Raw genomic sequence first — 25,882 nt, forward strand, 5'->3', positions numbered from 1 at the left:
AAAACACCTCTAGTCTCCTTTGAATTTAAAATAAACTCCGTTATGAAAATCCTATTATAGTTGAGATTACCAACCACCACTGGCTCCTCCACCGCCAAAGCTACCACCGCCGCCAAAACCGCCGAAACCTCCTCCACTACTAGAGCCTCCTCCAAAACCTCCCCCTGGAAAAGGAAAGAATCCTCCAGAATAAGAGCGTCTTCCTCGTCTTGTAATAATTACATCTTCATCATCGTAACCACCTCTCCCATTAGAATCATGTCCTGAAAACATCAGTAAAATAAATACTATTATAATAAAAATAATGATACCTGCCGCTAATCCGCTATTTCCTTCAGGCTTCGGAATAGGTTTAAATTTACCTTGTACAGCTTCTATAATCGCAGTTGTTCCGTAATCTATACCTTCATACCAAGCACCTCTTTTAAAACGAGGTACTACAAGATAATCTATAATTTGTCCCGCTGTGGAAGCTGTAAGATATTGCTCCACTGCACGCCCCTGCTGTATAGACACTTTCTTATCTTCCGTAGCTATAAGAAAAACTACCCCATTATCTACCTTTTTTTGACCTATTTCCCACTGTTGCCCAAACATTGTAGCCACATAGTTAATATCTTCGCCCTTAGTTGTTGGGATAATAATGACCATTATCTCGGTAGAAGTAGAATCCGCAAAGGCTATCAGTTTTTGGTTAAGCTGTTGCTTCTCTTGTACAGAAAGTAAGCCTACCTCATCGTAAACTGGATAAAGTACACTTGGCTTTTTAGGAATTTGATACTGAGCTACAAGATTTCCAAACCAAATAAAAGATAGAAGTAAAAATATTTTAAGAGAATGTAATCTCATTCGGTAATTCGTTATGATTTTGTTCTTCTATAGGAAAATATTTTTTGAGTTCTTGACCTGCCTTTAAAATAGCTTCCTTCAACCCTGAATAATATAACCCTTGAGCAAATGAGGCGGTAATTTCATCGTGCAATCTGTCCCAAAACTCTTGTTTAACCTTTTTATGAATCCCCTCATCACCTATAATCGTAAGGTATTTATTATCAAAGTTAATGTGAAATAAAACCGCATTTCTGTGTTTAGTATCTTGCATACCCAACGACTGAAATACCTCAAAAGCTCTCTTAGCGTGATGATGTTCTGACTGAGTATCTATATGAACTCTAATTTCTCCTGTAGAAAAACTTTCAGCTACTTTAATGGCTTCCACAAGGGAAGCCTGTTGTTCTTCTGTAAGATAATCTTTAACCATTATTTGAAAACTTCTGGAGCTTTTTCTGCCCCTACTTCGGAGCGGAAATAAGGTTTATCTCTAAAGTTAGTAAAATTAGCCAGAATGTTATTAGGAAATTTCTTAATAGTATTATTGTAATCTTTTACTGCATCATTAAAATAAACCGTTTCTGCTCTAATACTGTTCTCTATTGCTATATATTCTCTTTGAAAATTAATATATTGTTGGTCTGCCTTCAAATTAGGATACTGCTCTACCACAGCCATTAGACGACTCAACGCTCCGCTCAATTCCCCTTGTGCCGACTGAAATCTTGCTAAATCAGCTTCCGTCATATTAGTAGGGTCTATAGTTACCGAAGTAGCTTTAGAACGAGCCTCAATTACTCCTGTTAGAGTTTCTTTTTCAAACTGAGCGTAAGATTTTACTGTTCTTTCCAAGTTAGGGATTAAATTAGCTCTTTTCTGGTAAACCGTTTCTACATTAGACCATTTAGAATTTACTTCTTGGTCTTTCTCTACGAAAGTATTATAACCTGACTTTCCCCAAAAGAAAAGCCCTACCAAAATAACTCCCAGTGCTATAAAAATAGTACTAGCACTCATACATCCTTTATTATTCATAGTTTCATTTTTTTAAATTAAAATTAAATCTGCACCGAATATACAAATTATATGCTAAATTTGTCAAAAAATAGTATAAAAATGACCACCATCATTGTAGCAATGGGTAAAAATAACGAAATAGGGGTTAATAATCAGCTTCTTTGGCATTTACCTAAAGATTTGAAACACTTTAAAAATTTAACCTCAGGGCACCCTATAATTATGGGGCGAAAAACCTATGAAAGCATCGGAAAACCTCTACCCAACAGAACCAATATTGTGGTTAGTCAAAAAAATGATTGGTTTGAGGAAGGTATTCTAATTGTTGGTACTTTAAAGGAAGCCATTAAATTTGCCAAGAAAATAGACGAAAATATTTTCATCATTGGTGGCGGTAGCATTTATGAGCAGACCATAGACCAAGCTGACCGACTGGAAGTAACTTTAGTAGATACTACCCTAGAAGCAGATACCTTTTTCCCAAAAATCAACTCAAAAGAATGGCTAAAAACTGATGAAATTTGCCACGAAAAAGATGAACAAAACCCTTATAATTTTTGCTTTCAAACTTATGAAAGAGTACAGAAATAATCAAATACGATTAAACCAACTCTCCGTATAAGTCATATTCCTCTGCGGAAGTGATACGAACATTAGCAAACTCGCCGATAGAGATATAGGTATTTTCTGCCGACACCAATACAGTATTATCTACATCGGGAGAGTCAAACTCGGTTCTCCCTACAAAGTAATTACCTTCTTTTCTATCAAAAATACAACGGAATACCTGCCCTACTTTCTCTTGATTTTTCTCCCAAGAAATTTGAGATTGTAACGCCATTATTTCTTCCTCTCTAGCTTCTTTAACCTCCTGAGGCACATCATCTTCTAACTGATACGCCGTAGTATTTTCTTCGTGAGAATAAGTAAAACAACCTAACCTATCAAATCTTTGCTCTTTTACCCAGTTTTTCAATTCTTGGAAACGCTCTTCCGTCTCTCCTGGGTAGCCTACAATAAGAGTGGTACGCACCGCCATATTTGGCACTTTCTCTCTAAACTTATTTAAAAGAGCATTGGTTTTTTCATGCGTTGTCCCTCTTTTCATAGACTTTAGCAAATCAGTATTGATATGCTGCAACGGAATATCAATATAATTACATACTTTAGACTCTTCTCTGATAATATCCAATACCTCCTCTGGAAATCCCGTAGGGAAAGCATAATGTAGTCTTATCCACTCAATACCATCTACTTTTACCAACTCTTTTAAAAGGTCTCCTAGAGCTCTTTTCTTATAAATATCTAAACCATAATAAGTTAAATCTTGTGCAATCAAAATGAGCTCTTTAGTTCCTTTTTTAGCTAATTTTTTCGCTTCTTCTACCAATTTTTCTATCGGTGTAGAAACATGTCCTCCTCTCATCAACGGAATAGCACAGAACGAACACGGTCTATCACAGCCCTCTGATATTTTAAGGTAAGCATAATGCTTAGGAGTCGTCGTCAATCTTTCTCCTACTAATTCGTGCTTATAATCTGCTCCTAAATGTTTGAGTAAAATAGGTAAATCCCTCGTCCCAAAATATTGGTCTACATCAGGAATTTCCTTCAATAAATCTGGCTTATATCGCTCCGAAAGACAACCTGTTACAAAAACTTGCTCTACTTCGCCTCTGTTCTTCGCCTCTACATAATCTAATATTGTATTGATAGATTCTTCTTTCGCATTATCTATAAATCCACAAGTGTTAATTACCACAATATCTCCACGCTCTTGCTCATGCACCACTTCTTTTCCGTTGGCTTTAAGTTGCCCCATAAGCACCTCCGAGTCGTACAAATTTTTTGAACACCCTAGCGTTACTACATTGATTTTTTTCTTTCCTGTGGATTTAGTTCTCATAACATTAATGGATTAAAAGCCTGCAAATTTAGGGATTTTTACACAAATAAAAAGGTACACCTCATAAAGATGTACCCTATTGATATTTATTTGTCTAAGAAATTGTTACAAAATTCTTCTTAAATATTCTCCATAACCACTTTTACCGTATTTATCCGCTGATTTTAGAAGTTGCTCTTTATTGATGAAGCCTTTTTTATAGGCAATTTCTTCAATACAAGAAATTTTGAAACCTTGACGCTTTTCTAAAACTTTCACAAACTCCGAAGCCTCATGTAAAGAATCAAATGTTCCTGTATCTAACCATGCTGTTCCTCGGCTCATTACTCCAACTTCTAACTCGCCTCTTTCTAAGTAAATTTTATTGATGTCCGTAATTTCTAATTCGCCTCTTGGTGAAGGCTTTAAATTTTTAGCAAATTCTACCACCTGATTATCGTAGAAGTACAGTCCTGGAACCGCATAATTCGATTTTGGATTCTCAGGTTTCTCCTCAATGGAAATCGCTTTGTTATCAGAATCAAACTCCACCACCCCATATCTTTCTGGATCAGAAACTTGATAAGCAAACACACAACCTCCTTTGATTTCAGTCTTACTATTTAGCAACTGCGGCAAACCCGTACCATAGAAAATATTATCGCCCAATACCAACGCCACCGAATCATCACCGATGAATTCCTCTCCTAAAATAAAGGCTTGTGCCAATCCGTCTGGGCTGGGCTGTACTTTATATTCTATTCTACAACCAATTTGTGAGCCATCACCCAAGAGTTTTTTAAAGCCCTCTTGGTCGTGAGGTGTCGTAATGATAAGGATTTCTCTAATCCCCGCCAACAACAAAGTAGAAAGCGGATAGTAAATCATTGGTTTATCATAAACAGGCATTAGCTGTTTGCTCACCGCAATGGTTAATGGGTAAAGTCTTGTACCTGACCCCCCTGCAAGTATAATTCCTTTCATAGTTTTAATTTTTATACTGCGCTTTGTAATATTCTTGATAAGCTCCGCTGGTTACATTTTCCAACCAATCTTGATTATTCAAAAACCATTCGATAGTCTCAGCCAAACCTTCTTCAAAAGTAACGCTTGGTTTCCAACCTAAATCTTTATTAAGCTTCGTAGCATCTATCGCATAGCGTTTATCATGTCCAGGACGGTCTTTCACAAAAGTAATCAGTTTTTCGGAATATCCCTCTGGACGACCTAACTTGGCATCCATCTGTTTGATAAGCTCTTTAATTAAATCAATATTTTGCCATTCGTTCCAACCGCCAATATTGTAAGTTTCGCCTGTTTTAGCCTCGTGGAAAATTTGGAAAATCGCTCTCGCATGATCCACCACGAACAACCAATCTCTTGTATATTTACCGTCGCCATAAATAGGTAGCGGTTTCTCGTTGATAATGTTAGAAATACAAAGCGGAATTAATTTCTCAGGAAAATGATTCGGGCCATAATTGTTAGAACAATTAGACACGATAAAAGGCATTCCGTAAGTGTTCCCATACGCTCTTACCAAGTGGTCGGAAGCCGCTTTACTCGCCGAATAAGGTGATTTTGGATCGTAAGGCGTTTCTTCGGTGAAGAATCCCGTCTCGCCTAAAGCCCCATAAACTTCATCAGTAGAAACATGATAAAATAAGTTTTGCCTAGGCTCATCTGGGAAATTCCCGTGCGTATGCTCTGGATTAAGCGTCCAAAATTCACGGCAAAGATTTAATAAATTAGCCGTCCCCATCACATTGGTATTGATGAAAGCGTTAGGGTCGGTAATACTTCTATCCACATGACTCTCCGCCGCCAAATGCACCACCGCATCAGGCTGATGTTTTTCAAATACCTTTCTTAACTCTTCTACTTTGGTAATATCTGCCCTTTCAAAAGTATAGTTGGGTTCGTTTTCAATATCTTTTAAATTCTCTAAATTCCCCGCATAAGTCAGAGCATCTAAATTGATTATTTTGGTATTAGGCAAGTTTTTCACAAACGCTCTTACCACATGAGAGCCAATAAAACCTGCTCCGCCTGTTATTATAATTGATTTCATCATTTATTTTTTAAAAATTCTTTTTAGAAAATGGCAACTGTACTTTATCTTTTTCGGAAAGAATAACATCTGTCTCATCCAACTTCCAATCTATAGCTAAATCCGCATCGTTCCAAAGGATTCCGCCTTCAGACTCCTTATTGTAAAAATTATCACATTTATAGGCAAAAACTGCCATTTCACTCAACACCGCAAAGCCGTGAGCAAAGCCTCTCGGCACATAAAACTGTAACTTATTTTCTGCCGTTAATTCCACTCCATACCATTTCCCAAACGAAGGCGAATCTTCTCTTAAATCCACCGCCACATCCCAAACCTTCCCCTCTAAGCAAGATACGAGTTTCGCTTGGGCATGCTCTCCTTTCTGTAGGTGCAACCCTCTAAGAACCCCATAAGACGATTTAGAAATATTATCTTGAACAAAATGCCCATTCATTCCCGTAAGGTCCTCAAATTTTTTCTCGTTAAACTTCTCGTAAAAGTAACCTCTTTCGTCTTCAAAAATAGTAGGCTCTATGATGTAACAATCCTTTAGTGGCGTTTCTTTAATCTTCATAATTTGAATATGCTGTACAAAAGTAAAGTTTTTTATCTATTGAAAAAAATATTACAGGCTTTTAGCAACAGTCTTAGGTCTTCTTTAAAGGATAATTTCTCTAGATATTCTAAATTTAGTTTGACTTTATGTGGAAAAATAACTTCATCATTATATTTCAATGAGTCTTCCTTTTGATTCAGGAGGTACTCTTCGTTTCTGTATTCTAAACTCGCTTCTGATAAAAGTCCTGGTTTTAAAATCAATACTTTTCTATCTTCTCCCTTGAGACCGTCATAATAGCCCGACACATCTGGACGAGGTCCGATGAAACTCATTTCACCCTTTAAAATATTGAACAATTGAGGTAATTCGTCTAATTTAGTTTTTCGCAAAAAAGCTCCTACATTTGATATTTCACGAGAAACCGTACGAATGGTTTTGAACTTATATATTCTAAATATCTTACCATACTGCCCCACCCTATCTTGTACAAAAATTCCGCAGGAAAATGTATCTACAGATACCAATATTAACAAAAACAAAAGTAAAGGAAATATAACAACAATAATAACACCCGCTAAGATTCTAGCGAGTGTATATTTTATTTTCAGATAGGCGTGTTGTTCTCCTTTCATAATACTCATTTTTCTTTAAACATCGTATCCGCGTAAGGGATAGAGTGAATCCCCCGAAGGGAAGACGTCGCGGAGCGGCAATGACCGAGGCGTATGAACGATAGCCCGACCCTAGCGGCTGGCAATAGCATTGGAGAGGGATACGCCCTAACTTTTCAGTTTATAAACTACTTCTGATATTCTCTGTCTATCCGCATCGGTTAAATTAGACCCCGAAGGCAAACATAATCCGTTTTCAAACAACTGCTGTGCTACTTGCCCCCCATAATATGGAGTATCAGCAAAAACAGGCTGCAAATGCATTGGCTTCCATAATGGACGAGATTCGATATTATCCTCCAAAAATTTCAAACGCAAATCTTCCCTTGAAAATCCTGCTTTCTGAGGGTCTATCACAATAGCTGATAACCAATGGTTGGAAAAATAATCCTCCGATGGCTCGGTAAACACCTCTACACCCTCTATATTTTTGAACAAATCAATATAAAACTGATGATTGGCTCTACGCTGAGAAATCCTTTCATCTAAAACCTCCATTTGTCCACAGCCTATCCCTGCACAAATGTTGCTCATTCTATAATTATACCCAATTTCAGAATGCTGGTAATGTGGTGCGTTATCCCTTGCCTGAGTAGATAAAAACACCGCTTTTTCTTTCTGTGCAGAGGTCTGACAGAGCAAGGCTCCACCTCCTGAAGTCGTAATAATTTTATTACCATTGAAACTCAAAATACTCATTTCCCCGAAAGTACCGCATTTCTGTCCTTTATAGCTGCTTCCTAAAGCCTCTGCCGCATCTTCAATGATGGGAATTTCATATTTAGAAGCAACTGCCATCAGTTCATCCATTTTTGCTGGCATTCCGTAAAGGTGGACAACGATAATGGCTTTCGGCTTTTTACCTTTGGACAATCTCTCCTTAATAGCATCTTCTAAAGCTAATGGACACATATTCCAAGTCTCTTTTTCGCTATCAATAAACACAGGTGTAGCTCCTTGATAAGCAATAGGATTTGCCGATGCCGAAAAAGTCATACTCTGACAAATGACCTCATCTCCCATTTTAACCCCTAAAATAATCAAAGCTAAATGTAATGCAGCGGTGCCCGCACTGAGGGCTGCCACATCTACACTTTGTCCCAAATAGGTTTTAATACTTTCTTCAAATTGATTAACATTAGGACCTAATGGGGCTACCCAATTCTCAGCAAATGCCTCATTGATATATTTTTGTTCATTTCCTCCCATGTGTGGAGAGGATAACCATATTTTTGTGTTCATGGTATCAAATCTATTTTTTTTGCTTCGCAAAGTTTCACTTTATTGTGCACTATATCCACCATCTACGGGGATATCTACTCCAGTTATCCACTTAGAATCCTCTGAAAGTAAAAATTTAATGGTATTGGCAACATCTTCTGGCTGTCCCAATCCCAAAGGATGCATACTTTCTATCTTTTGTATATTTTCTTGGCTGATACTTTCTAGTATTTTTATAGACATATCGGTTTTTACCATTCCGGGAAGCACACAGTTTACTCGTATGTTCTTAGGAGCCAACTCTAGGGATAACGCCTTTGAAATCCCTGAAAGAGCATGTTTGGACATACAATAGGCTGTTTTTGCCGTTTGTCCCAAATGTCCCATTACCGAACTAACCAACACAAAACTTGCCCCCTGGGAAGAAAGGTAATTTTTCTTCAGCAAACATTTAGAAATTAACACTGCTGGTATGCTATTTACGGACAATACTCTTTCTAAGTATTCCTTTTTAATCAGCTTAGAGGGAATCGTGGCTTCCATGCCCGCAGAATACACAAAACCATCGTATGGAATACCATCTTGAAGACTTTCTGCTATAGCGTTATACAAGGCTTCTTCATCTGTAACATCTACTGAAAATACTTGATGCCCGTCTCCACTACATTGTTGGGATACCTCTGTTAATTTTTCAACATTACGAGACATCAAAACAAGTTGAAAACCTTGACTAGCTAACGTGATGGCAGTTGCCTTCCCGATACCTGAAGAGGCACCAACAATTAAAATCTTTTTTAGTTTCATCAATTATTTATTGTTTTCCCTGTTTTTGAAGCATTTCCAAAATCTTGTCCATAGTAATCATTTCGGAAATTTCTTCTGGCTCAAAAGATACATCAAAAGACTCTTCTATCTCTACAATAAGGTTAAGATGACGGAGCGAATCCCAATTTTCTACCGTTTCTTGTGAAATTTCTTGTGGAAAGCTATTCTCATCCATCTCAAAAACTTCTGCCATTATTTTAATTATTTTCTCTTTCATAAGGCTTTCTATTTAAATGTTATTTTGTAATAATCTTTCATTTGTAATTTTTCAGAATGCTCTAAGCGATACTTTTTAACACCGTCAGTCGTCGTTTCTATTAGAGTAAATCCTACTTTTTCTAAAAAATTAGTTGCCATTGCATTTTTTTTAGTTGGGATAAACTCTGCCGTAATATTGCTAAGCTGTTTTTCTTTTTTAATTTTATCAATCAATGCCAAAAGTACCGTTTTTTCTATCTCTCGACCTAATATTCTACAACTCAAAAGATACGAATCTAGATGTAAACACTGCTCTTTTTCTGTAATAATCGCAGCAATGGTAATACCATTATCTCCAAATTTATCCTTTACATGGGCACAATAGATAGATGCTCCCTGCGATAACATATATTGTAACTGCTCTTGTGTGTATCTTCTGGTTGTAAGATTGAACTGATTGGTTTTTTGTGTCATTTGAGCAATTCTGGAAATATTACTTTCATTGGCTTGAATAATGTCTATCTCCATGCCCAAACTCGACAAATAGTCGTCCATATCATCAAAGGCTTTCTTACTTTCGTTGCGGAAGAAATTTTGTTTATACTGTTCTGTTTTCTTCATATCCTCCGCAGAAAACTCATATGCCATAAAATAATCGTGGTATACCTGCCAAAAAAAGTTAACCAACTCATAAGGTTTATCCGGAAAATCAGGCACCGCCACCTCTGGCAAAAACTCCTTTACCAATCCTCTTTCTACAGGATTATCGTCTATAAAAACAAAACTATCCGTGCCAATATTCAACTCTTCGGCTATGGATTTAATATTCGATGCCTTATCCTGCCAATTAATTCGATACGCCGAAAGCACATTACTATTAATCAAATGATTAGGATTTTTGTCCCAAACCTCTTGTACATCTTTTAAGTTATTTTTGCTACAAACAGCCAATATCACTCCTTTCTCCGAAAGCTTTAAAAGCAGTTTCTGAAAGCTTTGAAAACAAATTCCTGGATAATCCATACCCAATTTAATACCAAAAGGACCTTCTTCGCCCACAACCCCTCCCCACAAGGTATTATCACAATCCAAAACAATACATTTTTTTCTCTTCAAATCCAACGCATGAGTTTGTTTATAAAACCAATCCTTAAATGCCTTGGAAAATTTGGGATTGTAAGGCATTTGAGAGGTAAAAAAGAAACGCCATTCTATAATAGGCAGTTTTTGTTCTTGTAAAAAGCGATTGATATCCAATATCTTCACATGACCATATTGAGCCGATTTTTCTTGCAAAAACTGTATATTAAAAGAATCTATTGCATTCAAAAGTTCGGGTGTTTTGATATTCCAATCTCGATTGGTATCTCGATACAGAGTAAAGATTATGACCCTACCTGTGAGTCCCGAATGTAGAATAAAATTAATTTTAGACTTTATATCCTCTATTTCGTTAATTTGCTCCTCTGGAGACAGTGAAGGATTTATCTGATAAAAGATTATATAATCGCTATGCCCTTGTGTAGGTTTACTAACATCTCCATACCCACTAAAAACATCTTGAGCATCAAATAGATACTCTATCGTATAGTTTCTATATATATATTTTGACATTATTATTTTTCTAAAAATTCTATTAAACCTAAATGTGTATTGTACATAAAACTAATTCTTCTATTGTTAAATGCTACTGCAGGCGTTGGGGCTAACACTAACAAAAATTTCTTTTTTTTGAAATCCTCTATTGTAACATCTAAATCCTCTACCTCATAACAAATGTGATAGAGGGAAGCTCCATTTTTTTGTAATATTTTCGTTACTGGGCTTATCGTTTTTGTCCAATGCAATGGAGATACCAGCTCTATTAAATGACTCGTATCATTACCGATGAACAAAAGCTCTACCCCTTGTATGGGATCTATAATTTTTTCACTAGTCGCTGTGTAGCCTATTTTTTCAAATTCTTTTAGGCTTTTATCTATAGACTTGGTTGCAAAACCGTAATGATGTAGTTTCATTGTTCAGTGTTTTTTTAGATTTCTTGTAAATCCGAAATATGTGTCCCATCTAAGTTTAAAATAGCAGCTCCCCAAGATAATCCAGCACCAAATCCACTAATTAACACTCTTTTTCTCTCGCTTTGCCAATTTTTTAGTTCACTAACAATGGTAAGCGGTATGGTAGCAGAGCTTGTATTTCCAAATTTATCTAAACTATATGGAACATTATCTGAACGATACTTCAATTTCTTAGTAAAGAAATCCGTCATAAATTTATTGGCTTGATGAAATATGATTTTATCAATATCCTCCAATGCTATTTCGCATTTTTCCGTGATTTCTTTAATGCTTTTAGGAACTACTTTCATAGTAAAATTGAATACATCGATTCCATTCATATATATCTGAGTATCATCACCCAAACTACCGTCCTCTCTTTCATATTCTTGAAAAGACTGATGCGTGGTAGGCACTCTACATCCTCCCGCTTTTATCATAACAGCATCCCAACCTGATCCGTCGGTTTTTAGTAAACTAGAAAAATGTTCTCCCTCTTTCTTTTCTAACAAAGTAGCCGTACCTGCATCTCCGTAAAGCAACGCATTGGTTTTATCTTTAGGATTTACTATTTTAGAAAATGTTTCGCCATCTAAAAGCAACACTCTACGCACATTAGGTAGATTAAGGTAAGTAAAAGCCGTTGTTAAAGCGTATACATAGCCACTACAAGCCAAAGTAACATCAAAACAAGCACAATCTTTACTAAGTCCTAATTTTTGTTGCAATATCGGTGCTGTGGCAGGAATTTTATAATCGCTGGTTTGAGACATAAATATCAACACATCTATACTTTCTCTATCTATTTCCAAATCGGCAAATAGTTTTTCAGCAGCCTTCATGCACAAATCAGATGCCGTTATACTAGCATCAGCGATTCTTCGTTCTTTAATACCAACGGAGTTAATAATTTTCTCTAACTCTTCCTGAGGAAAAATATTTGTAAGGCTTTCATTTTTTACGACTTTTTTAGGCACACAAGCTGCGATACCCTTGATATGTACATTAGGAATTTGTAAAAATGCCATTATTATTCGGTTTTATCTTTTACTATTTCATAAATATCGCGTACCAGAGTAGCCCCTTTGATATCGTTATGTGTAAGAGTTACCTCATATTCTTCTTCCATTACAGCAAGTAATCCCAAAGCAGTAAGGGAACTCCACTCTTCAAAATTTTTGAATTCGGTATCCATGGTTATTTCTTCCAATTCAACTTCATCGAATATAGAAGCAAAATGCTCTAAAAAAGTTTGTTCATTCATTGTATTTTATTTTAAAAATTAACTCTTATAGCAGGGTTTCCAATATAAGTGGAATCGCTTTTAATACTTCTAAGTAATATGCTCCCTGCACCTAATATGTTATTGTTTCCTATCTTTTTTTGTTGAATAACCCCACAATTAAAACCTAAATAATTGAGATTACCTATTTCCACCCCTCCTGATATTTGCGCATTGGGACTCAATACATTAAAGTCTCCTACCTTGCTATCATGCCCTATGGTAACCCTAGTATTAAAAATATTAAAATTACCTATGGTTACATTACAACTTAGCATAGTATTGGGAGCAAAAATATTTCCTTTTCCCAAAACTAAATTTTCTTTGTCATAAAATACCGCTGTGGGATGTATGATATTAGGGAAAGAAATATTATTGTTATTTAATAATGTACTTATCGTACTTAGGTGTATGGGTTTCCCAACGGCAATAGCGACTTCTATGGAATAATCAATATTGTTCAAGCCCTCCACTTTTCCTAATACCTTACCATAGGCATTGCTTTTAACCAGTGTATCATCATCAAAAAAACCTATAAATTCAAAAGTTTGCTGCTGTGTAATCAACAAATCTTTCCAGATGCAAAATACCTCTTGCCCAAAACCTCCTGCTCCAATAATTGCTATTTTTTTCATAACTATTCATTCCCTTTAAATGGCTCTATAGTTGCCTGTCCTTCTTGGGAAATCCCCTCGGAGACAAAGACTTTCTTTACCGTTAATAATAAAATTTTGATATCCAAAGATAGTGAGATATTTTCTACATACCAAACATCGTATTCAAATTTTTGCTGCCACGAGATAGCGTTTCTGCCGTTGACTTGAGCCCAACCTGTAATGCCAGGACGCACATTATGTCTTTTTTTCTGTTCCTCATTATATAATGGCAAATACTGTGGTAGTAGAGGTCTTGGACCAACTAAGCTCATATCTCCCTTAATTACATTTAATAGTTGCGGAATTTCATCTAACGATGTTTTTCTAACGAATTTACCTATTGCTGTTAAGCGTTCTGCATCAGACAATAAATTACCATTAGCATCTTTTTTATCATTCATTGTTTTGAACTTAATGATACTAAAAATACGTTCATTTTTCCCAGGTCTTTTCTGAAAAAAGAAAGGCTTCCCTTGGTTTGCAAAAAACAAACCTATTGTAACTAAAATAAAAACAGGACTTAATAGCAAGAAACCAACAAGAGCCAAAGTGAAATCCATAATAGGTTTAAAAAAATCTCTATACATTCTCTCTAATTAGCTTATTATACTCTTTTAATAATTCTTCCCATACAAACTCACGCTGATAACAGCTTACAATCATTTCTCTACTATTTTCTTTTAACCGTAAATACAAATTATCATCATCTATAATGATTTGCATAGCCTTTCGAAGACTTTCTACATCTTTCGATGGAACAATTAACCCATTTTTGTTATTCTCTATAATTTCATTGCATCCATTAATGTTTGACACAATGCTTGGAAGTCCCATAGCTCCTGCCTGCATAACTACATTAGGAAAGCCTTCCCGATAACTTGGAAACACAAGAGCATCAGCAATAGCAAAGTAAGGCCTTACATCTTTTTGAAATCCAACAGCTATAATATTCTTATTCCTTTCAATTTCTTGAATAGTCTCAGTTTTTAAAGGATCTAAGTCTCTTTCTTCTGCTCCTACTAAAAGTAATTTAATATTTTGTTTCTGTATTTGTTTAAAAGCTTTTATTAACTCATTAATCCCTTTATCACCAACTAATCTACCTACAAAAATGTAAACAAAATCAGTATCTTTAATATCCAGTTCTTTCCTTAATTGCTTTTTCAATTCCTCACTTATTTGTTTGGGAGAAAAATGAGTGGTATTGATACCGTTTGAAGAACCATTCGCTATAATACTCAATTTATCTATTGAAGTATATTTTTGCTCCACAATAAAATCATACAACCCCTTAGAATTCGGATACACTTTGGTAGCACAAGCATAAGTCAATTTTTCTACAAAATCCAATAATTTACGCTTACCTCCTTTGGTTTCCATCAGAGGTAGACCCGCCACTGTATGTAAACGAATAGGAACTCCTGCTAATTTAGATGCCAACATCCCAATCAACCCTGCTTTTGGTGTATGTGTATGAACGATACAAGGCTTCTCTCTCCTAAACAAGAGCCACATTTTCCAAAGTGATTTTAAATCTTGAAAAGGCGTTATTTTTCTTGACATCTCAACTGCGGAAACACATACTTCCTCTTCCTCCTCTACCAACTGAAGTTCTTTTCCGAAAGATGAAATACCCCAAACATCAAAATGGTCAGACATATACCTCAGTTGTCCTCTCAGCAAAGCATAAAGAGAAATAGGAACTGTGGTTACTCTAAATAATTTTCTTTTCTGCATACTTAATTTACTCTAAATGCATATTAAAATACCACTTCTGAAAGCAGTAAAGCGTCCAAACACGGAATGTATTATCTTCTATTTCATTTAAATGATTGTAAACCAATTTTTGGATTTCTAGAACATTAAAAAGACCTTGTTTCTCCAATTTTTCTGTTACTACGTAAGACATTAATTCCTCTTTAAGTGTAGATTTTAACCAATCCCCAACAGGTACTCCAAAACCTTTCTTTGATTTCTCTAAAAAACCTTCTGGAAATTTATCCTCAAAAGCCTTCTTTAGTATATACTTTTTATTATTCCCATTAAGCAAATAATGCTCTGGAAGAGTGTGAGAATAATCCCAAAGTTTTTTATTTAAAAAGGGCGCCCTACATTCCAACGAAGTCAACATACTTGTCCGATCCACTTTTACAATCATATCTCCTTCCAAACTTATCATTCTATCCACATTACGAAAATCGTTAAGTGTTTTAGGATTAGGTATTCTCTCTTTGTAAAGACTCAAAGCATCTTTTACTAACCATTCTTTCCTAAGAAAACGTGATAGTTCAGGCTCTTGAAAACCTAACTTAACCATATTATAGTAAAACTCTCCCCCGTAGTCAATGGCATTAACTGCTTTTCGCACTTTAAATTTCAATCCCCGCTGATCCTCTTTTTGTTTAGTTAAAAAGTCTGACACTTTTTTTATCGTACAATGCAAAGCCTTTGGCACTATTTGCGTATATCTTTCATTTATTTTTCCTATAAGATATTTGTTATATCCTCCAAAGACTTCATCTCCTCCATCTCCTGTCAGAGCTACTTTTACATATTCACTAGTTTTTTTTGCCACAAAAAAACTAGGCAATGCAGAAGAGTCAGCAAACGGCTCGTCAAAATTCTGTAGTACAGAAGTTATTTCGTCTTCTAAATCTTGTTCTTTAAGTATAAATTGATGATGTGTAGAGCCTATCTGCTTAGCTACAATTTTTGATTTATCCGACTCGTCAAACGATTTTTTATCATAGCCAATAGAAAAAGTATTAATCTTTTGCCCCATTTCTTCAGCTAAACAAACCGTTACAATAGAAGAATCTACTCCACCAGACAAAAAAGTACCTATGGGAACATCAGAAATACTTCTAGAAAGAACACTTTCCTTTACCAAATCCCTCAATTCCTTCTTAGCATCATCAAATGAAATCTCTCTCTTATCAAATTTACCTTCAATATGTATTTTTTCTAATCTAAATTCATTCGCAACCAAATCATACTCTATAAAGTGATTGGGTTCTAACTTATAGACTCCCTCATAAATTGTAAAAGGTGCGGGTATATAAGTCAACTGAAAGTAAAGATTTAATCCTTCTTTAGAAATAACTCGTTCTTCTTCTGAAACCGACATTAAAGATTTTAACTCCGAACACCAAATAAGTCCTCCCTTTGAATTCTGATAATATAGGGGTTTCTCCCCAAAGAAGTCCCTTGCTATAAATACTTTATTAATAGACTTATCATAAATAGAGAAAGCAAACATTCCGTCTAACATTTTGAATGCCTCTTTCCCATAAACTTCATATAACCTTAGTATAACTTCGGTGTCAGAATTGGTTTTAAAGGTTTTTCCTACGGATAAAAGCTGCTTTCTTAAACTTTGATAATTATAAATTTCACCATTAAAAACGATAACCTTAGTTCCATCCTCTGAAAAAATAGGTTGCTTACCACTAGACAAGTCAATAATAGAAAGCCTACGCATAGCAAACCCTATAACATTTTGCTCTTTTTGCTCTACAAAGAACCCATCTTCATCTGGTCCACGATGAAAAATTCTTTGATTCATTATTTCCAGCTTCTTTATCGCTGAATCAGAATTTATATCTTTTAAAATAAGTCCATTAATACCGCACATCAATATTTTTTTTCAAAATTACAACTATTATCTTAATAATTAAAAAATTATATAATACTACTGCACTGGTTTGGAAGATTTAGAATACAAGATTACCCCAATGAAAATAAATGGTAAAATCATTACTTTCATTCTATTAGCTAATCCCAAATTATATATGTATACTGATATAATAATCCAAATAGCTACTCCAAGCGTTATGAATAAATTATTTTTCCGTTTTGCTCTAATAATATAAAAACCTAATATAAAAACAGTGTAAATGAGAAGTATTAGATTTTCCATGGACGCTAAATTCTGTGTGTAGCCTTTTGCATCAAAAAATAATGGACGATACATTAGCATTAAAAAACGTTCGTAAAAATAGGTTTCACCTAATCTGATAGGACTATGCCCCAAGCCATTACGCAGAAAGTTAAATTGTCCAAAACTGGTTACAAATTCCAATAAATTTTGAAGTGGAGATATCTTGAAGTGAAAAAAAATCAAAGCACAAAATATCAACATGAACACAAATATTAGAAGTGAAATTTTTTGTTTTGTACTAAGATAATAATAATACCCACGGTGATAAAACAGAGTTACAATTAGAATAACTATTGCTATATGTGGGCGAATAAACATGAGGGCTAGAAATAAAAACTGTAACCTAAATTTTTCTTTTTTTATTGAAAAAACTAAACCACAAATGAGAAAGAAGAAAACAGAATCTTTACTAATAAAACAAGTCCAATAATGTATAGATGGCAATAAAAATAAAAGTAATACGCTCAAGTATGATAAAGAATTATTACAAGTTTCCTCTTTGACTACGAGATATAAAAAATAATATCCTGCCAGAGAAATAAATGAGAAAAAAAGGGTCAAAACTTCGTAAGTTATGCCAAATTTCACAGGGATTGAGAGAGCAGCTGCTAAAATTGTAATCCCCCAGTCTCCTCCTTTTTGAAATTCAGCTCCTGCTAACTTAAAAATTCTATGTGAATCTAAATGTCCAAAATTATCAGGACTATTTAAAACTAAGCCTAAAATTATTAAATGGAATAAAATACAACATCCAAAAACAATCTTATAAAAACTTTCTCCCTTTACTTCTGTTTGCATCTAAAGTTTACTTTTTATCATATCTGCATATCTCTCCCCCCATATTTGATATGAATAGTATTCCTCAACACGCAATCTACCCTTAACTCCCATTTCCTCAGCGATTAATGGATTTTCAAGCAAGAATCTAAGGTACTTTTTCCATTCAAACAAATCATTAGCTATAAAACCGCAATCTTGAGTTATAATTTCCTCATTTGCTGGCAATTTAGAGGCTACTACAGGAATACCACTAGCCAAATATTGTATTAATTTAAACCCACATTTCCCTTTCTCCCATTCGGTTTCTTCTAAAGGCATAATCCCAATTGTACTCTCTGCTAAAAGTCGATTTTCGGACTCTGCACTCCAAGAAATATATTCAACATTTATACGAGAATCTAGCTTAATTTCCCCTCCTATAATTCTTAAAACAAAATCTATATCGCTTGACAACTCAACAAAAATAGGCTCAAGCAATTTTAAATATTTCACAGTAGATGGTGAACCTATCCAAACTATTGTCTTCGTTTTTGAAATTATATTATGAATCGGATATTTATCTAAATCAATCACCGTAGGCAAATAAATTAAATTCCCCTCCTTAAACTTAGTAAAGTACCACCTATTTCCAACAGTAGTAAATTTAGAGTGTTTAACCAACTCAGATATTTTGTTTCCTAAAATTTTATTTTTAAGTCTAGAAGATTGATAAGATGCTGCGACATGATCATCAAAATCTAATGCATAAGGTTTATGATTTAGAAAAAGCTTTTCTAGCCATAAAGGCAAAAAAGGAAACATATCCTTTTCAATAATAAAAGCATCATACCGTCTATAATTTTTTAAAAGAAATATTATACGTTTTAAGACAGCTAATAATTGTAAAAAAAATAAATAAAAACTTCTATTATTATATATTTTTTTGATATAATCGTCGTCAAAAAGTGGCTTAAACTCTATATCTAAACCTACCTTTTGAAAATATGGATAATAATTATAAAAACGGTATCTAGAGCTTGGACCCGCTACACCATATTTGGACAAGAGAAGTATCTTTTTTTTCATTCAACGCAGTATTAATTATTCAACCATAGTAATACTTTTTCTTTCATTCTAAGTGGAATATTATTAGAATACATTAACTTCCATTTAGACCACCTAGATTTTTCATTATTCACCATATCAAAATACAGTTTAAATCTACTTTTTTTATCTGGATATAGATTGACAAGAATCTCTATCAATTTCTTATCTGGTTCCAAATAAAATTTTTGTTTTAGATTAAGTCGTTTCAACTTATCTATGAATGTATTACTTCCAATAAGATTTGCACCATGCTGCCTATACCACATTGTAGGTTGTGGTATATAAACTCTTTCTCCAAATAATTCTGCCATAAAATGAATATACCTATCATGGATATAAATATTATTTGGGAATGGTAAAATCTTATTTTTTAAAGACTTATTAATCATGGACGAAGCTCCCTGTACAAAGTAGTGAAAATAAGAGTTTTCTATTCTTTTATTAGAGGCAGGATTATCATCTAAAAACAACCCTCTTTCATTTAAATCGCCATCGGTTACCATACAGTTTGAGTGTAATAAGGTAGGTGTATCTGTAGGTTTATAATAGCTGAGAAATGTTTTAATTTTATCCTCATACCAAACATCATCTTGATCTGCAAGAAAAATTAAATCCCCACTACATTTTGTTAATAGATACTCTACATTTTTGACGAGCCCAAGGTTATTATTTAAATCTTGATATAGAATAACATTCGGATATTTATTAGAAAAACTCTTGATAATATTTACCGTATCATCCTTACTCCCATCATCTCTGAGATGTATAGTAATATTTTCATAAGGCTGTTGTAATATACTTTCAATTTGCTGAGCTATATGTTCAGACCCATTGTAAGTAGGAATAATAACATCTATTTTCATTTTACATCAATCTTAAGATTTTCACCCAAATTTTTCATTTGAGACTGAAGCATAAAAACATCCTTTTTCGTAGATTTAAAATTAACTTTAATATTTGTGTTTTTATTTTCATCATAGGAGAGAAATTCAGCTCTAGAAAGCCCCCTAAATTGGAAATCTTCAATATTAATTTTCCCTTTTGGTTGCTGTATGTTACTATTATCACTAGCAAATCTTAAGCTTATCCCAAGATAACCTGTATCTACCTTTATGTTTTTGATATTTATCTGTCCAATATCATAGGTTTTACCTGATAAATTTTCTAAAACAGCTAAAAAACCATGTGTTTCGTTGTTAAATAAAACAAGATTTTTAAAATTTAAATTATAAATAACATCTGTATTCTTGTCTGGCTCTATATCAATACCTGCGTGAGGTGGTGTTCCAGATGTATTAGCTGCACAAAATTTATCAACTAACAAGTTCTGTGCTGTAATAATAGACATCCCATTTCTACGATTATTATTAACATGAGATTTAACTACTTTAATACTATCATTTAATACGCTACCGGTTACAGGAGAAATTCCTAAGTATATGCCATCTCCCCAACAATCATTAACCCTAGCTCCATAGACAAGGATATTTTTGGCTCCCCTTATAGATATTCCCATACCCCATTCTCCTCCATTTCCTAAATGAGTTTTTCGATCTCCTATAATGTTTGGAAAGTAAATTGAAACATTTTCTGCATCATGAATTCTTAAAATTTCATACTGCCCCTTATCACTAGCCTTTAAAATTAATTTAGAATTAGGATTAAAATAGATTTTCCTATTAGAAGGTATAGACAATCCTCTATCATTTATCAAAATTGGAAAATTTGGAAAAATAACATGACTATACTTATCAATAGCATTTTGTATTTGTTCTGTATAATCTACATCTCCTCTTGTTGAATAATTTTTAGGGAGTGCTCTAACCAAATTATACGGATTTAATATAGTTTTTCTTACACTGTCTCTTTCTGCTCTAGATATAAATACCATTTCCTCATAATTTTTGGGAAGATACTTATATGTGAATTTCTGACAGCTACTGAGAGAAACAGTGCAAAATATTACCAAAATTGTATACAGATTAGATTTTAACATAAGTAGTTTAAATTTGAGGTAAAAAATGTTATCTAAATATTAAATTGCTATTAAATGTTTTCTCAATTACATCAAAGTACTCTCCTTCATTCAATGATAAAAATATTAAATAAAAACTAACTCCTCCCCATAAATACAACATAAATTTCATTAAGAACACTCTTAATTTATCTTGCTTTGTTTCCCGTCTATAAAAAAATATTACGGACAAGTAGATATAGGATAGTAAGCTTAAATTCATAGTTATCCTAGAAAAATCTCTTATAAAATATTGTGCTAAGATAAGGTAGTTTGCGTATTGTACCAATTGAATAAATATTGGGAGGTATTTCTTATAAGACTCATTCACTCTACTTTCCCATAGATAAAACTTATTATAATAATGCCATAGTATAAAATTATTGATAATAAAAAAAGGTATAAAAAGAGCAATAGTCCCTAAATAAGTAGAAGTAGCCTCCAAATAATCACTATATTTAGGATTAATAGCTGTAACCAATGGCTCCGCTATAGATTTGGGAACAGCCAGTAGTATCAACATCCCAATAATTATGGCAATATTACTTTTTGAAAGCTTGTTAAAAAAGGAAAATTTTCTTACTAAAAAAAATGGTAATAAAATTAACATAGAAAAATGGCATAATACAGATAAAATATAAAATGCCCAAAAAATTATTTTCCTTTTTTCGTAGTATAAAACAGCAACTAAGAATACTGATATAGCTAAAAAGTTTCTTATTTGAATTATATTTAAAAAATAAGGAACAATAAAAAAAATGGATAATACGAAAGCTGGCGACGGGGTCGTTTTTTTTAGAAAAAACAAAAATAATATTAGAGTTAAAGCTGCATATACTCCTAAAAAATATTGAAAATCTTCATTTATGTAATGGACAAACTCAATCAGTTTGATATGTACCGGTTCTACCGCTAACCTAACATAATCTAAATCTATATTATAAAAATGAATTTCATAATTAAATAAGTCTGGAGTCCAAGTTATAAATGCCTGTATAATAAAAAAAATACTACCACTCATAATCAAGAAAATATTCTTGATTTTCATCCCTCTACAAAAAAACTCCAACACTCCTAAAAAAAATAACAATAATAAATAGTAATAGAACATACCTCTAACTTTAACATTTACTATAGATCAATCTATACAAATTTAGAACTTAATCCTCCAATCATAATATTTTTAACAAAAATCACTTATTTTTTCCTCTTAAAAAGTTCATAGCCCAATCTTACAATTCTCACAGGAATCAAGCATAGTATAAATAAAATCAATATATTAGCATTAGAAAAAGACTTTATATCTCTCTTTCGTTTCTCAAGTTGCTCCATATTAAGCATAGACTTAGCTCGCATAACTATCAGACTTTTATAGCTAAATATTCCCGTATTTAAAGAATGTTGTCTTACAACCTTATCAACATCTTCTTGTCTAAATTTATTAGGGAGATTTATAAGCATATTTTTATAATCATCTATAAAAACACTAAACTGATTGCCAGACCAATAACTTTCTTTTTTCCTATTGCCGTATATTATTTTTTTATTAATCCAATATAATTGAATTTTCTTTTTATAGGCAGCCCAAAATATTAAAGCCAATTGAGGAAAATTTTTAACTAATTGAATATTTATACATTCTGTGAATAAAGCTCTTCTATTGTAAATTATCGCTCCTGACATAGTTAAATGCCATCCTAAATCTAACAGTATGCATTTGGGATCAGTATATATATTATTATTTGGTAGAGGCTCACTACGACTCTCTGCATTAAAACATATAAAATCATAGTCCTCATTTTCTATAATTTCAAATATCATAGAAAATGCTTCCTCTCTTATTATCATAGAGTCCCCTATATACCAAATATAGTCTTCTTTTGGTAGAGACATAGTAAACAAGCAGTTATGATCATGCCCCAAAGAAGGAGTATTTTTATAATAATAGATATTATCATAGTACTCCTTTTTCAAATAATCAACTATCTCTTTTGTATCATTATTTGTGCTATCATCAGATATATAAACTGGTATATTATATCTACTTAGTTCATTTATAATCTTTAAAAGATTCTCCTTCAAAATCTCAGGACGATTGTATGTAGGAATAGCAAGAGCTAACGTTGGTTTGTGCCTATCTATATTTTGATTTTGTGCCATTCTGCCTTTTTGTTTTAAAAACATTATAAACCCATGGGAAACCTATCACTACAACAAAAAAAGTATAGCTTATAACAACCCCATCTACACCATACTTGTTACCAAAAAATAAAGTCCCTCCTCCTGTTAATATACCTAAAACAATAGAATATATTAACAATGGTTCTTTTTTGTGACATCTTAGGTATAATGCTAAAGAGGATACAACTTGATTAAAGAATGTAGCTATAGACAATAGAACAAAAAGTTCCATCGATAAAAAGCGGTTAGCGTATGAAATTTTAAAATATCTAAGAAAAGCAACAGCTATAACTACAATGAGTAATCCCACTAAAGTAGCCACTAAAGTTTGTATTAAATTTTTTTTAAAAGCTATATCTAACATTTTATATTCTCTTTTAGCAATAAAACTAGAAAACATAGGAACCTTAGTATTCATCCAACTCATAAAAATTGTTGAAACACCACCTAAGACAGCTATTGTTACTCCCATCTGCCCTGCAACAACAGCTCCACTTGTAGCAAAAACAACAGGATTGAATAATTGATATACAAAATAACCGCTAATCCAACTCAATGCTATTTTCCATTGAAGAGGGAAGATTTCTCTTTTGTAACTCACACTCCATTCACCTCTTTCTTTCCACAGAGCTAAAAAGATATTCTTATTCTTTGATAAGAAAAATAAGAATGGAAAAATTAAAGATGAAATCATCAAAGATATCGCAACAGAATAAAGTTTACACCCCATCATCAATAATGCAAAAAGTATAAAAAGCTGAACACTCTTCTGTATTAATCTAATCTGAGCCACATACTTAATCAAATTAATTCCTTCCATAAAAGAGAGAAGGGGGGAAAAAAACAAATTAATAGATGTTGCTAATGCAAGTAACATCCATGGAAAAGACCACTGTACCGTACTCTCTCCTCTGTATTTAGAAAAGAATACATTTCCTATAATGAGTAAAAGACAAAAGAGCAATAGGGAAATAATAACATACCACTTTACACAAAACCTAAATAACGACGACAACCTAGACTTATATTGTAAATCTCCTTCTATTTTAAAATCTTTTCCTATTCTAAGATATGCAAATTCATGTGCCACATACTGAGTTACTATACCAGTAAAACCTAATTCAAAAAAAACTTGTATTGCAACTAGACTGGAGAAGGTATAAAAATACCCTTGCTCTATCTTTGATAAATAGTTTGTTATAAAAAATATGGATATTAACCCTCCCCCTCCTTGAATTACCCTACCTAAAACAGTATAAAAAACAGCACCATCTAGACCTATTCGTTCTAATATATTTCTAATTTTTTGCATTCAGGGCTGTTCTTATGTTATAATCTATCATCATAGTACGAAAGAATTCCTTTCACATCGTACACCACTACATTGTCTTTTTTAAGCAGAGATAAATCCAATGTCTTAAATTCTCTATGAGCCACCCCTAAAACTACGGCATCAAACTTTTGAGATGGTAAATTCTTAGTGCTTTCAATACCATACTCATGTTTAACCTCTTCAGGACAAGCCCATGGATCATAGGTTGTTACTTTCACTCCAAAATCTTCTAAAGCTGCAATCACATCTACAATCTTAGTATTACGGACATCAGGACAATTTTCCTTAAAAGTCACCCCCAGCATCAAGACCTCCGCATTATTTACAGGAATATCTTTTTTTATCATCGCTTTTACCACTTGTTCCGCTACATATTTCCCCATAGAATCATTTAAACGACGACCAGCCAAAATAATCTCTGGATGGTAACCATATTCTTGAGCTTTTTGAGCTAAATAGTAAGGATCAACACCAATACAATGCCCTCCTACTAAGCCTGGTTTAAATGGCAAAAAATTCCATTTTGTTCCTGCTGCTTCCAAAACTGCATGAGTGTCAATACCCATGAGACTAAATATTTTTGCCAACTCATTTACAAAAGCTATGTTGATATCTCTTTGGGAATTTTCAATCACTTTAGCCGCCTCTGCAACTTTGATTGTCGGAGCCAAGTGAGTCCCTGCAGTAATAACAGATTTATACAACTCATCTACTATTCTACCTATTTCAGAAGTAGAGCCAGATGTAACCTTTAATATTTTTTCTACAGTATGCTCTTTATCACCTGGGTTAATTCGTTCGGGAGAATAGCCTGCATAAAAATCTTCATTAAACTTCAAACCAGATACTCTTTCCAATACAGGAATACAATCTTCCTCGGTTACTCCAGGATAAACTGTAGATTCATAAATCACAATATCTCCTTTTTTTAATACTTTCCCTACAGTTTCACTAGCTCTTATTAGAGGAGTCAAAACAGGACGATTATTTTTATCCACGGGTGTTGGTACGGTAATGATGTAAACATTAGCATCTTGAATATCATTCAAATCAGCAGAACAGTATAGCCCTATTTTTCCGGTTGGAAATGGATTTTCTTGAACCAATGCCGCTTGTAAAATATCATCTGCTACTTCTAAAGTGTCATCGTGCCCTTGATTGAGTTTTGCAACACGCTCCTTATTTATATCAAACCCTACCACAGAATATTTAGTAGCAAACAATCTTGCTAAAGGCAAACCTACATAGCCCAAACCGATAATAGCGATTTTATTTTTCATTTTACTTTTTATT

General features: G+C 33.6%; 28 protein-coding genes. 1 reads left to right on the forward strand and 27 read right to left on the reverse strand.

Annotation, left to right across the window (positions count from 1 at the left end):
• Positions 1–66: 66 nt before the first annotated feature.
• Genes VIX88_RS05895 through VIX88_RS05905 form a run of 3 tightly spaced genes read right to left on the reverse strand, consistent with a single transcriptional unit; the run spans position 67 to position 1,866 of the window.
• Positions 67–849, reverse strand: coding sequence for a TPM domain-containing protein (locus VIX88_RS05895; RefSeq protein WP_004918319.1), 783 nt, complete (start codon positions 847–849; stop codon positions 67–69).
• Positions 830–1,261: a TPM domain-containing protein gene (locus VIX88_RS05900; protein WP_153926317.1), complete on the reverse strand. Its 432-nt coding sequence runs from the start codon at positions 1,259–1,261 to the stop codon at positions 830–832. The genes VIX88_RS05895 and VIX88_RS05900 overlap by 20 nt, the downstream gene beginning before the upstream one ends.
• Positions 1,261–1,866, reverse strand: coding sequence for a LemA family protein (locus VIX88_RS05905; protein WP_004918316.1), 606 nt, complete (start codon positions 1,864–1,866; stop codon positions 1,261–1,263). The genes VIX88_RS05900 and VIX88_RS05905 overlap by 1 nt, the downstream gene beginning before the upstream one ends.
• A gap of 81 nt (positions 1,867–1,947) precedes the next feature.
• On the opposite strand from VIX88_RS05905, the gene VIX88_RS05910 reads away from it, so the two are divergent.
• Positions 1,948–2,439 carry a dihydrofolate reductase gene (locus VIX88_RS05910; protein WP_153926318.1) on the forward strand — a complete coding sequence of 164 codons (492 nt, stop codon included), beginning with the start codon at positions 1,948–1,950 and terminating at the stop codon, positions 2,437–2,439.
• 10 nt (positions 2,440–2,449) lie between these two features.
• Here VIX88_RS05910 and rimO read toward each other — a convergent pair whose 3' ends face one another.
• The 24 genes from rimO to VIX88_RS06030 form a co-directional block, all read right to left on the reverse strand.
• On the reverse strand, positions 2,450–3,754 hold the full coding sequence (gene rimO / locus VIX88_RS05915; protein ID WP_004918313.1) for a 30S ribosomal protein S12 methylthiotransferase RimO: 1,305 nt from the start codon (positions 3,752–3,754) through the stop codon (positions 2,450–2,452).
• Positions 3,755–3,859: 105 nt separating this feature from the next.
• Positions 3,860–4,717 (reverse strand): glucose-1-phosphate thymidylyltransferase RfbA, encoded by an 858-nt coding sequence (gene rfbA / locus VIX88_RS05920; RefSeq protein WP_038693865.1) that lies wholly within the window; start codon positions 4,715–4,717, stop codon positions 3,860–3,862.
• Between the two features lie 4 nt (positions 4,718–4,721).
• A complete protein-coding gene (rfbB, locus tag VIX88_RS05925; RefSeq protein WP_038693863.1) occupies positions 4,722–5,804 on the reverse strand; it encodes a dTDP-glucose 4,6-dehydratase in 1,083 nt (360 codons plus the stop codon).
• Between the two features lie 10 nt (positions 5,805–5,814).
• A complete protein-coding gene (rfbC, locus tag VIX88_RS05930) occupies positions 5,815–6,360 on the reverse strand; it encodes a dTDP-4-dehydrorhamnose 3,5-epimerase (RefSeq protein ID WP_013446885.1) in 546 nt (181 codons plus the stop codon).
• A gap of 32 nt (positions 6,361–6,392) precedes the next feature.
• A complete protein-coding gene (locus VIX88_RS05935) occupies positions 6,393–6,977 on the reverse strand; it encodes a sugar transferase (protein WP_038694281.1) in 585 nt (194 codons plus the stop codon).
• A 147-nt stretch (positions 6,978–7,124) separates the two neighbouring features.
• Positions 7,125–8,258 (reverse strand): aminotransferase class I/II-fold pyridoxal phosphate-dependent enzyme, encoded by a 1,134-nt coding sequence (locus tag VIX88_RS05940; RefSeq protein WP_127919946.1) that lies wholly within the window; start codon positions 8,256–8,258, stop codon positions 7,125–7,127.
• A 39-nt stretch (positions 8,259–8,297) separates the two neighbouring features.
• Positions 8,298–9,041, reverse strand: coding sequence for an SDR family NAD(P)-dependent oxidoreductase (locus tag VIX88_RS05945; RefSeq protein ID WP_013446887.1), 744 nt, complete (start codon positions 9,039–9,041; stop codon positions 8,298–8,300).
• A gap of 7 nt (positions 9,042–9,048) precedes the next feature.
• Positions 9,049–9,279: an acyl carrier protein gene (locus VIX88_RS05950; protein WP_013446888.1), complete on the reverse strand. Its 231-nt coding sequence runs from the start codon at positions 9,277–9,279 to the stop codon at positions 9,049–9,051.
• A gap of 8 nt (positions 9,280–9,287) precedes the next feature.
• A complete protein-coding gene (locus VIX88_RS05955) occupies positions 9,288–10,874 on the reverse strand; it encodes an HAD-IIIC family phosphatase (RefSeq protein ID WP_013446889.1) in 1,587 nt (528 codons plus the stop codon).
• A 2-nt stretch (positions 10,875–10,876) separates the two neighbouring features.
• Positions 10,877–11,278, reverse strand: coding sequence for a VOC family protein (locus VIX88_RS05960; RefSeq protein ID WP_220332279.1), 402 nt, complete (start codon positions 11,276–11,278; stop codon positions 10,877–10,879).
• A gap of 14 nt (positions 11,279–11,292) precedes the next feature.
• On the reverse strand, positions 11,293–12,345 hold the full coding sequence (locus tag VIX88_RS05965) for a 3-oxoacyl-ACP synthase III family protein (protein WP_013446891.1): 1,053 nt from the start codon (positions 12,343–12,345) through the stop codon (positions 11,293–11,295).
• A 2-nt stretch (positions 12,346–12,347) separates the two neighbouring features.
• Positions 12,348–12,581, reverse strand: coding sequence for an acyl carrier protein (locus VIX88_RS05970; RefSeq protein ID WP_064968423.1), 234 nt, complete (start codon positions 12,579–12,581; stop codon positions 12,348–12,350).
• Between the two features lie 11 nt (positions 12,582–12,592).
• The gene (locus tag VIX88_RS05975; protein WP_013446893.1) at positions 12,593–13,234 is read right to left on the reverse strand and encodes an acetyltransferase; all 642 of its coding nucleotides are present in this window, start codon (positions 13,232–13,234) and stop codon (positions 12,593–12,595) included.
• A 2-nt stretch (positions 13,235–13,236) separates the two neighbouring features.
• Positions 13,237–13,842: a sugar transferase gene (locus VIX88_RS05980; protein ID WP_013446894.1), complete on the reverse strand. Its 606-nt coding sequence runs from the start codon at positions 13,840–13,842 to the stop codon at positions 13,237–13,239.
• Positions 13,835–14,992 (reverse strand): glycosyltransferase family 4 protein, encoded by a 1,158-nt coding sequence (locus VIX88_RS05985; protein ID WP_013446895.1) that lies wholly within the window; start codon positions 14,990–14,992, stop codon positions 13,835–13,837. Before VIX88_RS05985 ends, VIX88_RS05980 begins: the two co-directional genes overlap by 8 nt.
• Before the next feature lie 7 nt (positions 14,993–14,999).
• Positions 15,000–16,889 (reverse strand): asparagine synthase (glutamine-hydrolyzing), encoded by a 1,890-nt coding sequence (gene asnB, locus VIX88_RS05990; RefSeq protein ID WP_013446896.1) that lies wholly within the window; start codon positions 16,887–16,889, stop codon positions 15,000–15,002.
• Positions 16,890–16,946: 57 nt separating this feature from the next.
• Positions 16,947–17,993, reverse strand: coding sequence for a hypothetical protein (locus tag VIX88_RS05995; protein ID WP_013446897.1), 1,047 nt, complete (start codon positions 17,991–17,993; stop codon positions 16,947–16,949).
• Positions 17,994–19,040 (reverse strand): glycosyltransferase family 4 protein, encoded by a 1,047-nt coding sequence (locus VIX88_RS06000; protein WP_013446898.1) that lies wholly within the window; start codon positions 19,038–19,040, stop codon positions 17,994–17,996.
• Positions 19,041–19,051: 11 nt separating this feature from the next.
• Entirely contained in the window at positions 19,052–19,924 is an 873-nt protein-coding gene (locus VIX88_RS06005; protein ID WP_013446899.1) for a glycosyltransferase family 2 protein, read from the reverse strand.
• The gene (locus tag VIX88_RS06010) at positions 19,921–20,952 is read right to left on the reverse strand and encodes a hypothetical protein (protein ID WP_014411263.1); all 1,032 of its coding nucleotides are present in this window, start codon (positions 20,950–20,952) and stop codon (positions 19,921–19,923) included. The genes VIX88_RS06005 and VIX88_RS06010 overlap by 4 nt, the downstream gene beginning before the upstream one ends.
• Positions 20,953–21,085: 133 nt before the next feature.
• Positions 21,086–22,096, reverse strand: a complete 1,011-nt coding sequence (locus VIX88_RS06015; RefSeq protein ID WP_237190436.1) for an EpsG family protein — start codon at positions 22,094–22,096, stop codon at positions 21,086–21,088.
• Between the two features lie 176 nt (positions 22,097–22,272).
• Positions 22,273–23,235: a glycosyltransferase family 2 protein gene (locus VIX88_RS06020; RefSeq protein ID WP_013446902.1), complete on the reverse strand. Its 963-nt coding sequence runs from the start codon at positions 23,233–23,235 to the stop codon at positions 22,273–22,275.
• Entirely contained in the window at positions 23,210–24,568 is a 1,359-nt protein-coding gene (locus VIX88_RS06025) for a lipopolysaccharide biosynthesis protein (RefSeq protein WP_013446903.1), read from the reverse strand. The genes VIX88_RS06020 and VIX88_RS06025 overlap by 26 nt, the downstream gene beginning before the upstream one ends.
• 17 nt (positions 24,569–24,585) lie before the next feature.
• Positions 24,586–25,869, reverse strand: coding sequence for a nucleotide sugar dehydrogenase (locus VIX88_RS06030; protein WP_013446904.1), 1,284 nt, complete (start codon positions 25,867–25,869; stop codon positions 24,586–24,588).
• Positions 25,870–25,882 lie beyond the last annotated feature (13 nt).

The sequence above is a fragment of the Riemerella anatipestifer genome (assembly GCF_035666175.1).
Lineage (GTDB): Bacteria > Bacteroidota > Bacteroidia > Flavobacteriales > Weeksellaceae > Riemerella > Riemerella anatipestifer_D.

Excerpts from the sequence above, each read along its gene's own strand:
- VIX88_RS05895 (WP_004918319.1), bottom strand. The coding sequence starts at position 849 with ATGAGATTACATTCTCTTAAAATATTTTTACTTCTATCTTTTATTTGG.
- VIX88_RS05900 (WP_153926317.1), bottom strand. The coding sequence starts at position 1,261 with ATGGTTAAAGATTATCTTACAGAAGAACAACAGGCTTCCCTTGTGGAA.
- VIX88_RS05905 (WP_004918316.1), bottom strand. The coding sequence starts at position 1,866 with ATGAATAATAAAGGATGTATGAGTGCTAGTACTATTTTTATAGCACTG.
- VIX88_RS05910 (WP_153926318.1), top strand. The coding sequence starts at position 1,948 with ATGACCACCATCATTGTAGCAATGGGTAAAAATAACGAAATAGGGGTT.
- rimO (WP_004918313.1), bottom strand. The coding sequence starts at position 3,754 with ATGAGAACTAAATCCACAGGAAAGAAAAAAATCAATGTAGTAACGCTA.
- rfbA (WP_038693865.1), bottom strand. The coding sequence starts at position 4,717 with ATGAAAGGAATTATACTTGCAGGGGGGTCAGGTACAAGACTTTACCCA.
- rfbB (WP_038693863.1), bottom strand. The coding sequence starts at position 5,804 with ATGAAATCAATTATAATAACAGGCGGAGCAGGTTTTATTGGCTCTCAT.
- rfbC (WP_013446885.1), bottom strand. The coding sequence starts at position 6,360 with ATGAAGATTAAAGAAACGCCACTAAAGGATTGTTACATCATAGAGCCT.
- VIX88_RS05935 (WP_038694281.1), bottom strand. The coding sequence starts at position 6,977 with ATGAAAGGAGAACAACACGCCTATCTGAAAATAAAATATACACTCGCT.
- VIX88_RS05940 (WP_127919946.1), bottom strand. The coding sequence starts at position 8,258 with ATGAACACAAAAATATGGTTATCCTCTCCACACATGGGAGGAAATGAA.
- VIX88_RS05945 (WP_013446887.1), bottom strand. The coding sequence starts at position 9,041 with ATGAAACTAAAAAAGATTTTAATTGTTGGTGCCTCTTCAGGTATCGGG.
- VIX88_RS05950 (WP_013446888.1), bottom strand. The coding sequence starts at position 9,279 with ATGAAAGAGAAAATAATTAAAATAATGGCAGAAGTTTTTGAGATGGAT.
- VIX88_RS05955 (WP_013446889.1), bottom strand. The coding sequence starts at position 10,874 with ATGTCAAAATATATATATAGAAACTATACGATAGAGTATCTATTTGAT.
- VIX88_RS05960 (WP_220332279.1), bottom strand. The coding sequence starts at position 11,278 with ATGAAACTACATCATTACGGTTTTGCAACCAAGTCTATAGATAAAAGC.
- VIX88_RS05965 (WP_013446891.1), bottom strand. The coding sequence starts at position 12,345 with ATGGCATTTTTACAAATTCCTAATGTACATATCAAGGGTATCGCAGCT.
- VIX88_RS05970 (WP_064968423.1), bottom strand. The coding sequence starts at position 12,581 with ATGAATGAACAAACTTTTTTAGAGCATTTTGCTTCTATATTCGATGAA.
- VIX88_RS05975 (WP_013446893.1), bottom strand. The coding sequence starts at position 13,234 with ATGAAAAAAATAGCAATTATTGGAGCAGGAGGTTTTGGGCAAGAGGTA.
- VIX88_RS05980 (WP_013446894.1), bottom strand. The coding sequence starts at position 13,842 with ATGTATAGAGATTTTTTTAAACCTATTATGGATTTCACTTTGGCTCTT.
- VIX88_RS05985 (WP_013446895.1), bottom strand. The coding sequence starts at position 14,992 with ATGCAGAAAAGAAAATTATTTAGAGTAACCACAGTTCCTATTTCTCTT.
- asnB (WP_013446896.1), bottom strand. The coding sequence starts at position 16,889 with ATGTGCGGTATTAATGGACTTATTTTAAAAGATATAAATTCTGATTCA.
- VIX88_RS05995 (WP_013446897.1), bottom strand. The coding sequence starts at position 17,993 with ATGCAAACAGAAGTAAAGGGAGAAAGTTTTTATAAGATTGTTTTTGGA.
- VIX88_RS06000 (WP_013446898.1), bottom strand. The coding sequence starts at position 19,040 with ATGAAAAAAAAGATACTTCTCTTGTCCAAATATGGTGTAGCGGGTCCA.
- VIX88_RS06005 (WP_013446899.1), bottom strand. The coding sequence starts at position 19,924 with ATGAAAATAGATGTTATTATTCCTACTTACAATGGGTCTGAACATATA.
- VIX88_RS06010 (WP_014411263.1), bottom strand. The coding sequence starts at position 20,952 with ATGGTATTTATATCTAGAGCAGAAAGAGACAGTGTAAGAAAAACTATA.
- VIX88_RS06015 (WP_237190436.1), bottom strand. The coding sequence starts at position 22,096 with ATGAGTGGTAGTATTTTTTTTATTATACAGGCATTTATAACTTGGACT.
- VIX88_RS06020 (WP_013446902.1), bottom strand. The coding sequence starts at position 23,235 with ATGGCACAAAATCAAAATATAGATAGGCACAAACCAACGTTAGCTCTT.
- VIX88_RS06025 (WP_013446903.1), bottom strand. The coding sequence starts at position 24,568 with ATGCAAAAAATTAGAAATATATTAGAACGAATAGGTCTAGATGGTGCT.
- VIX88_RS06030 (WP_013446904.1), bottom strand. The coding sequence starts at position 25,869 with ATGAAAAATAAAATCGCTATTATCGGTTTGGGCTATGTAGGTTTGCCT.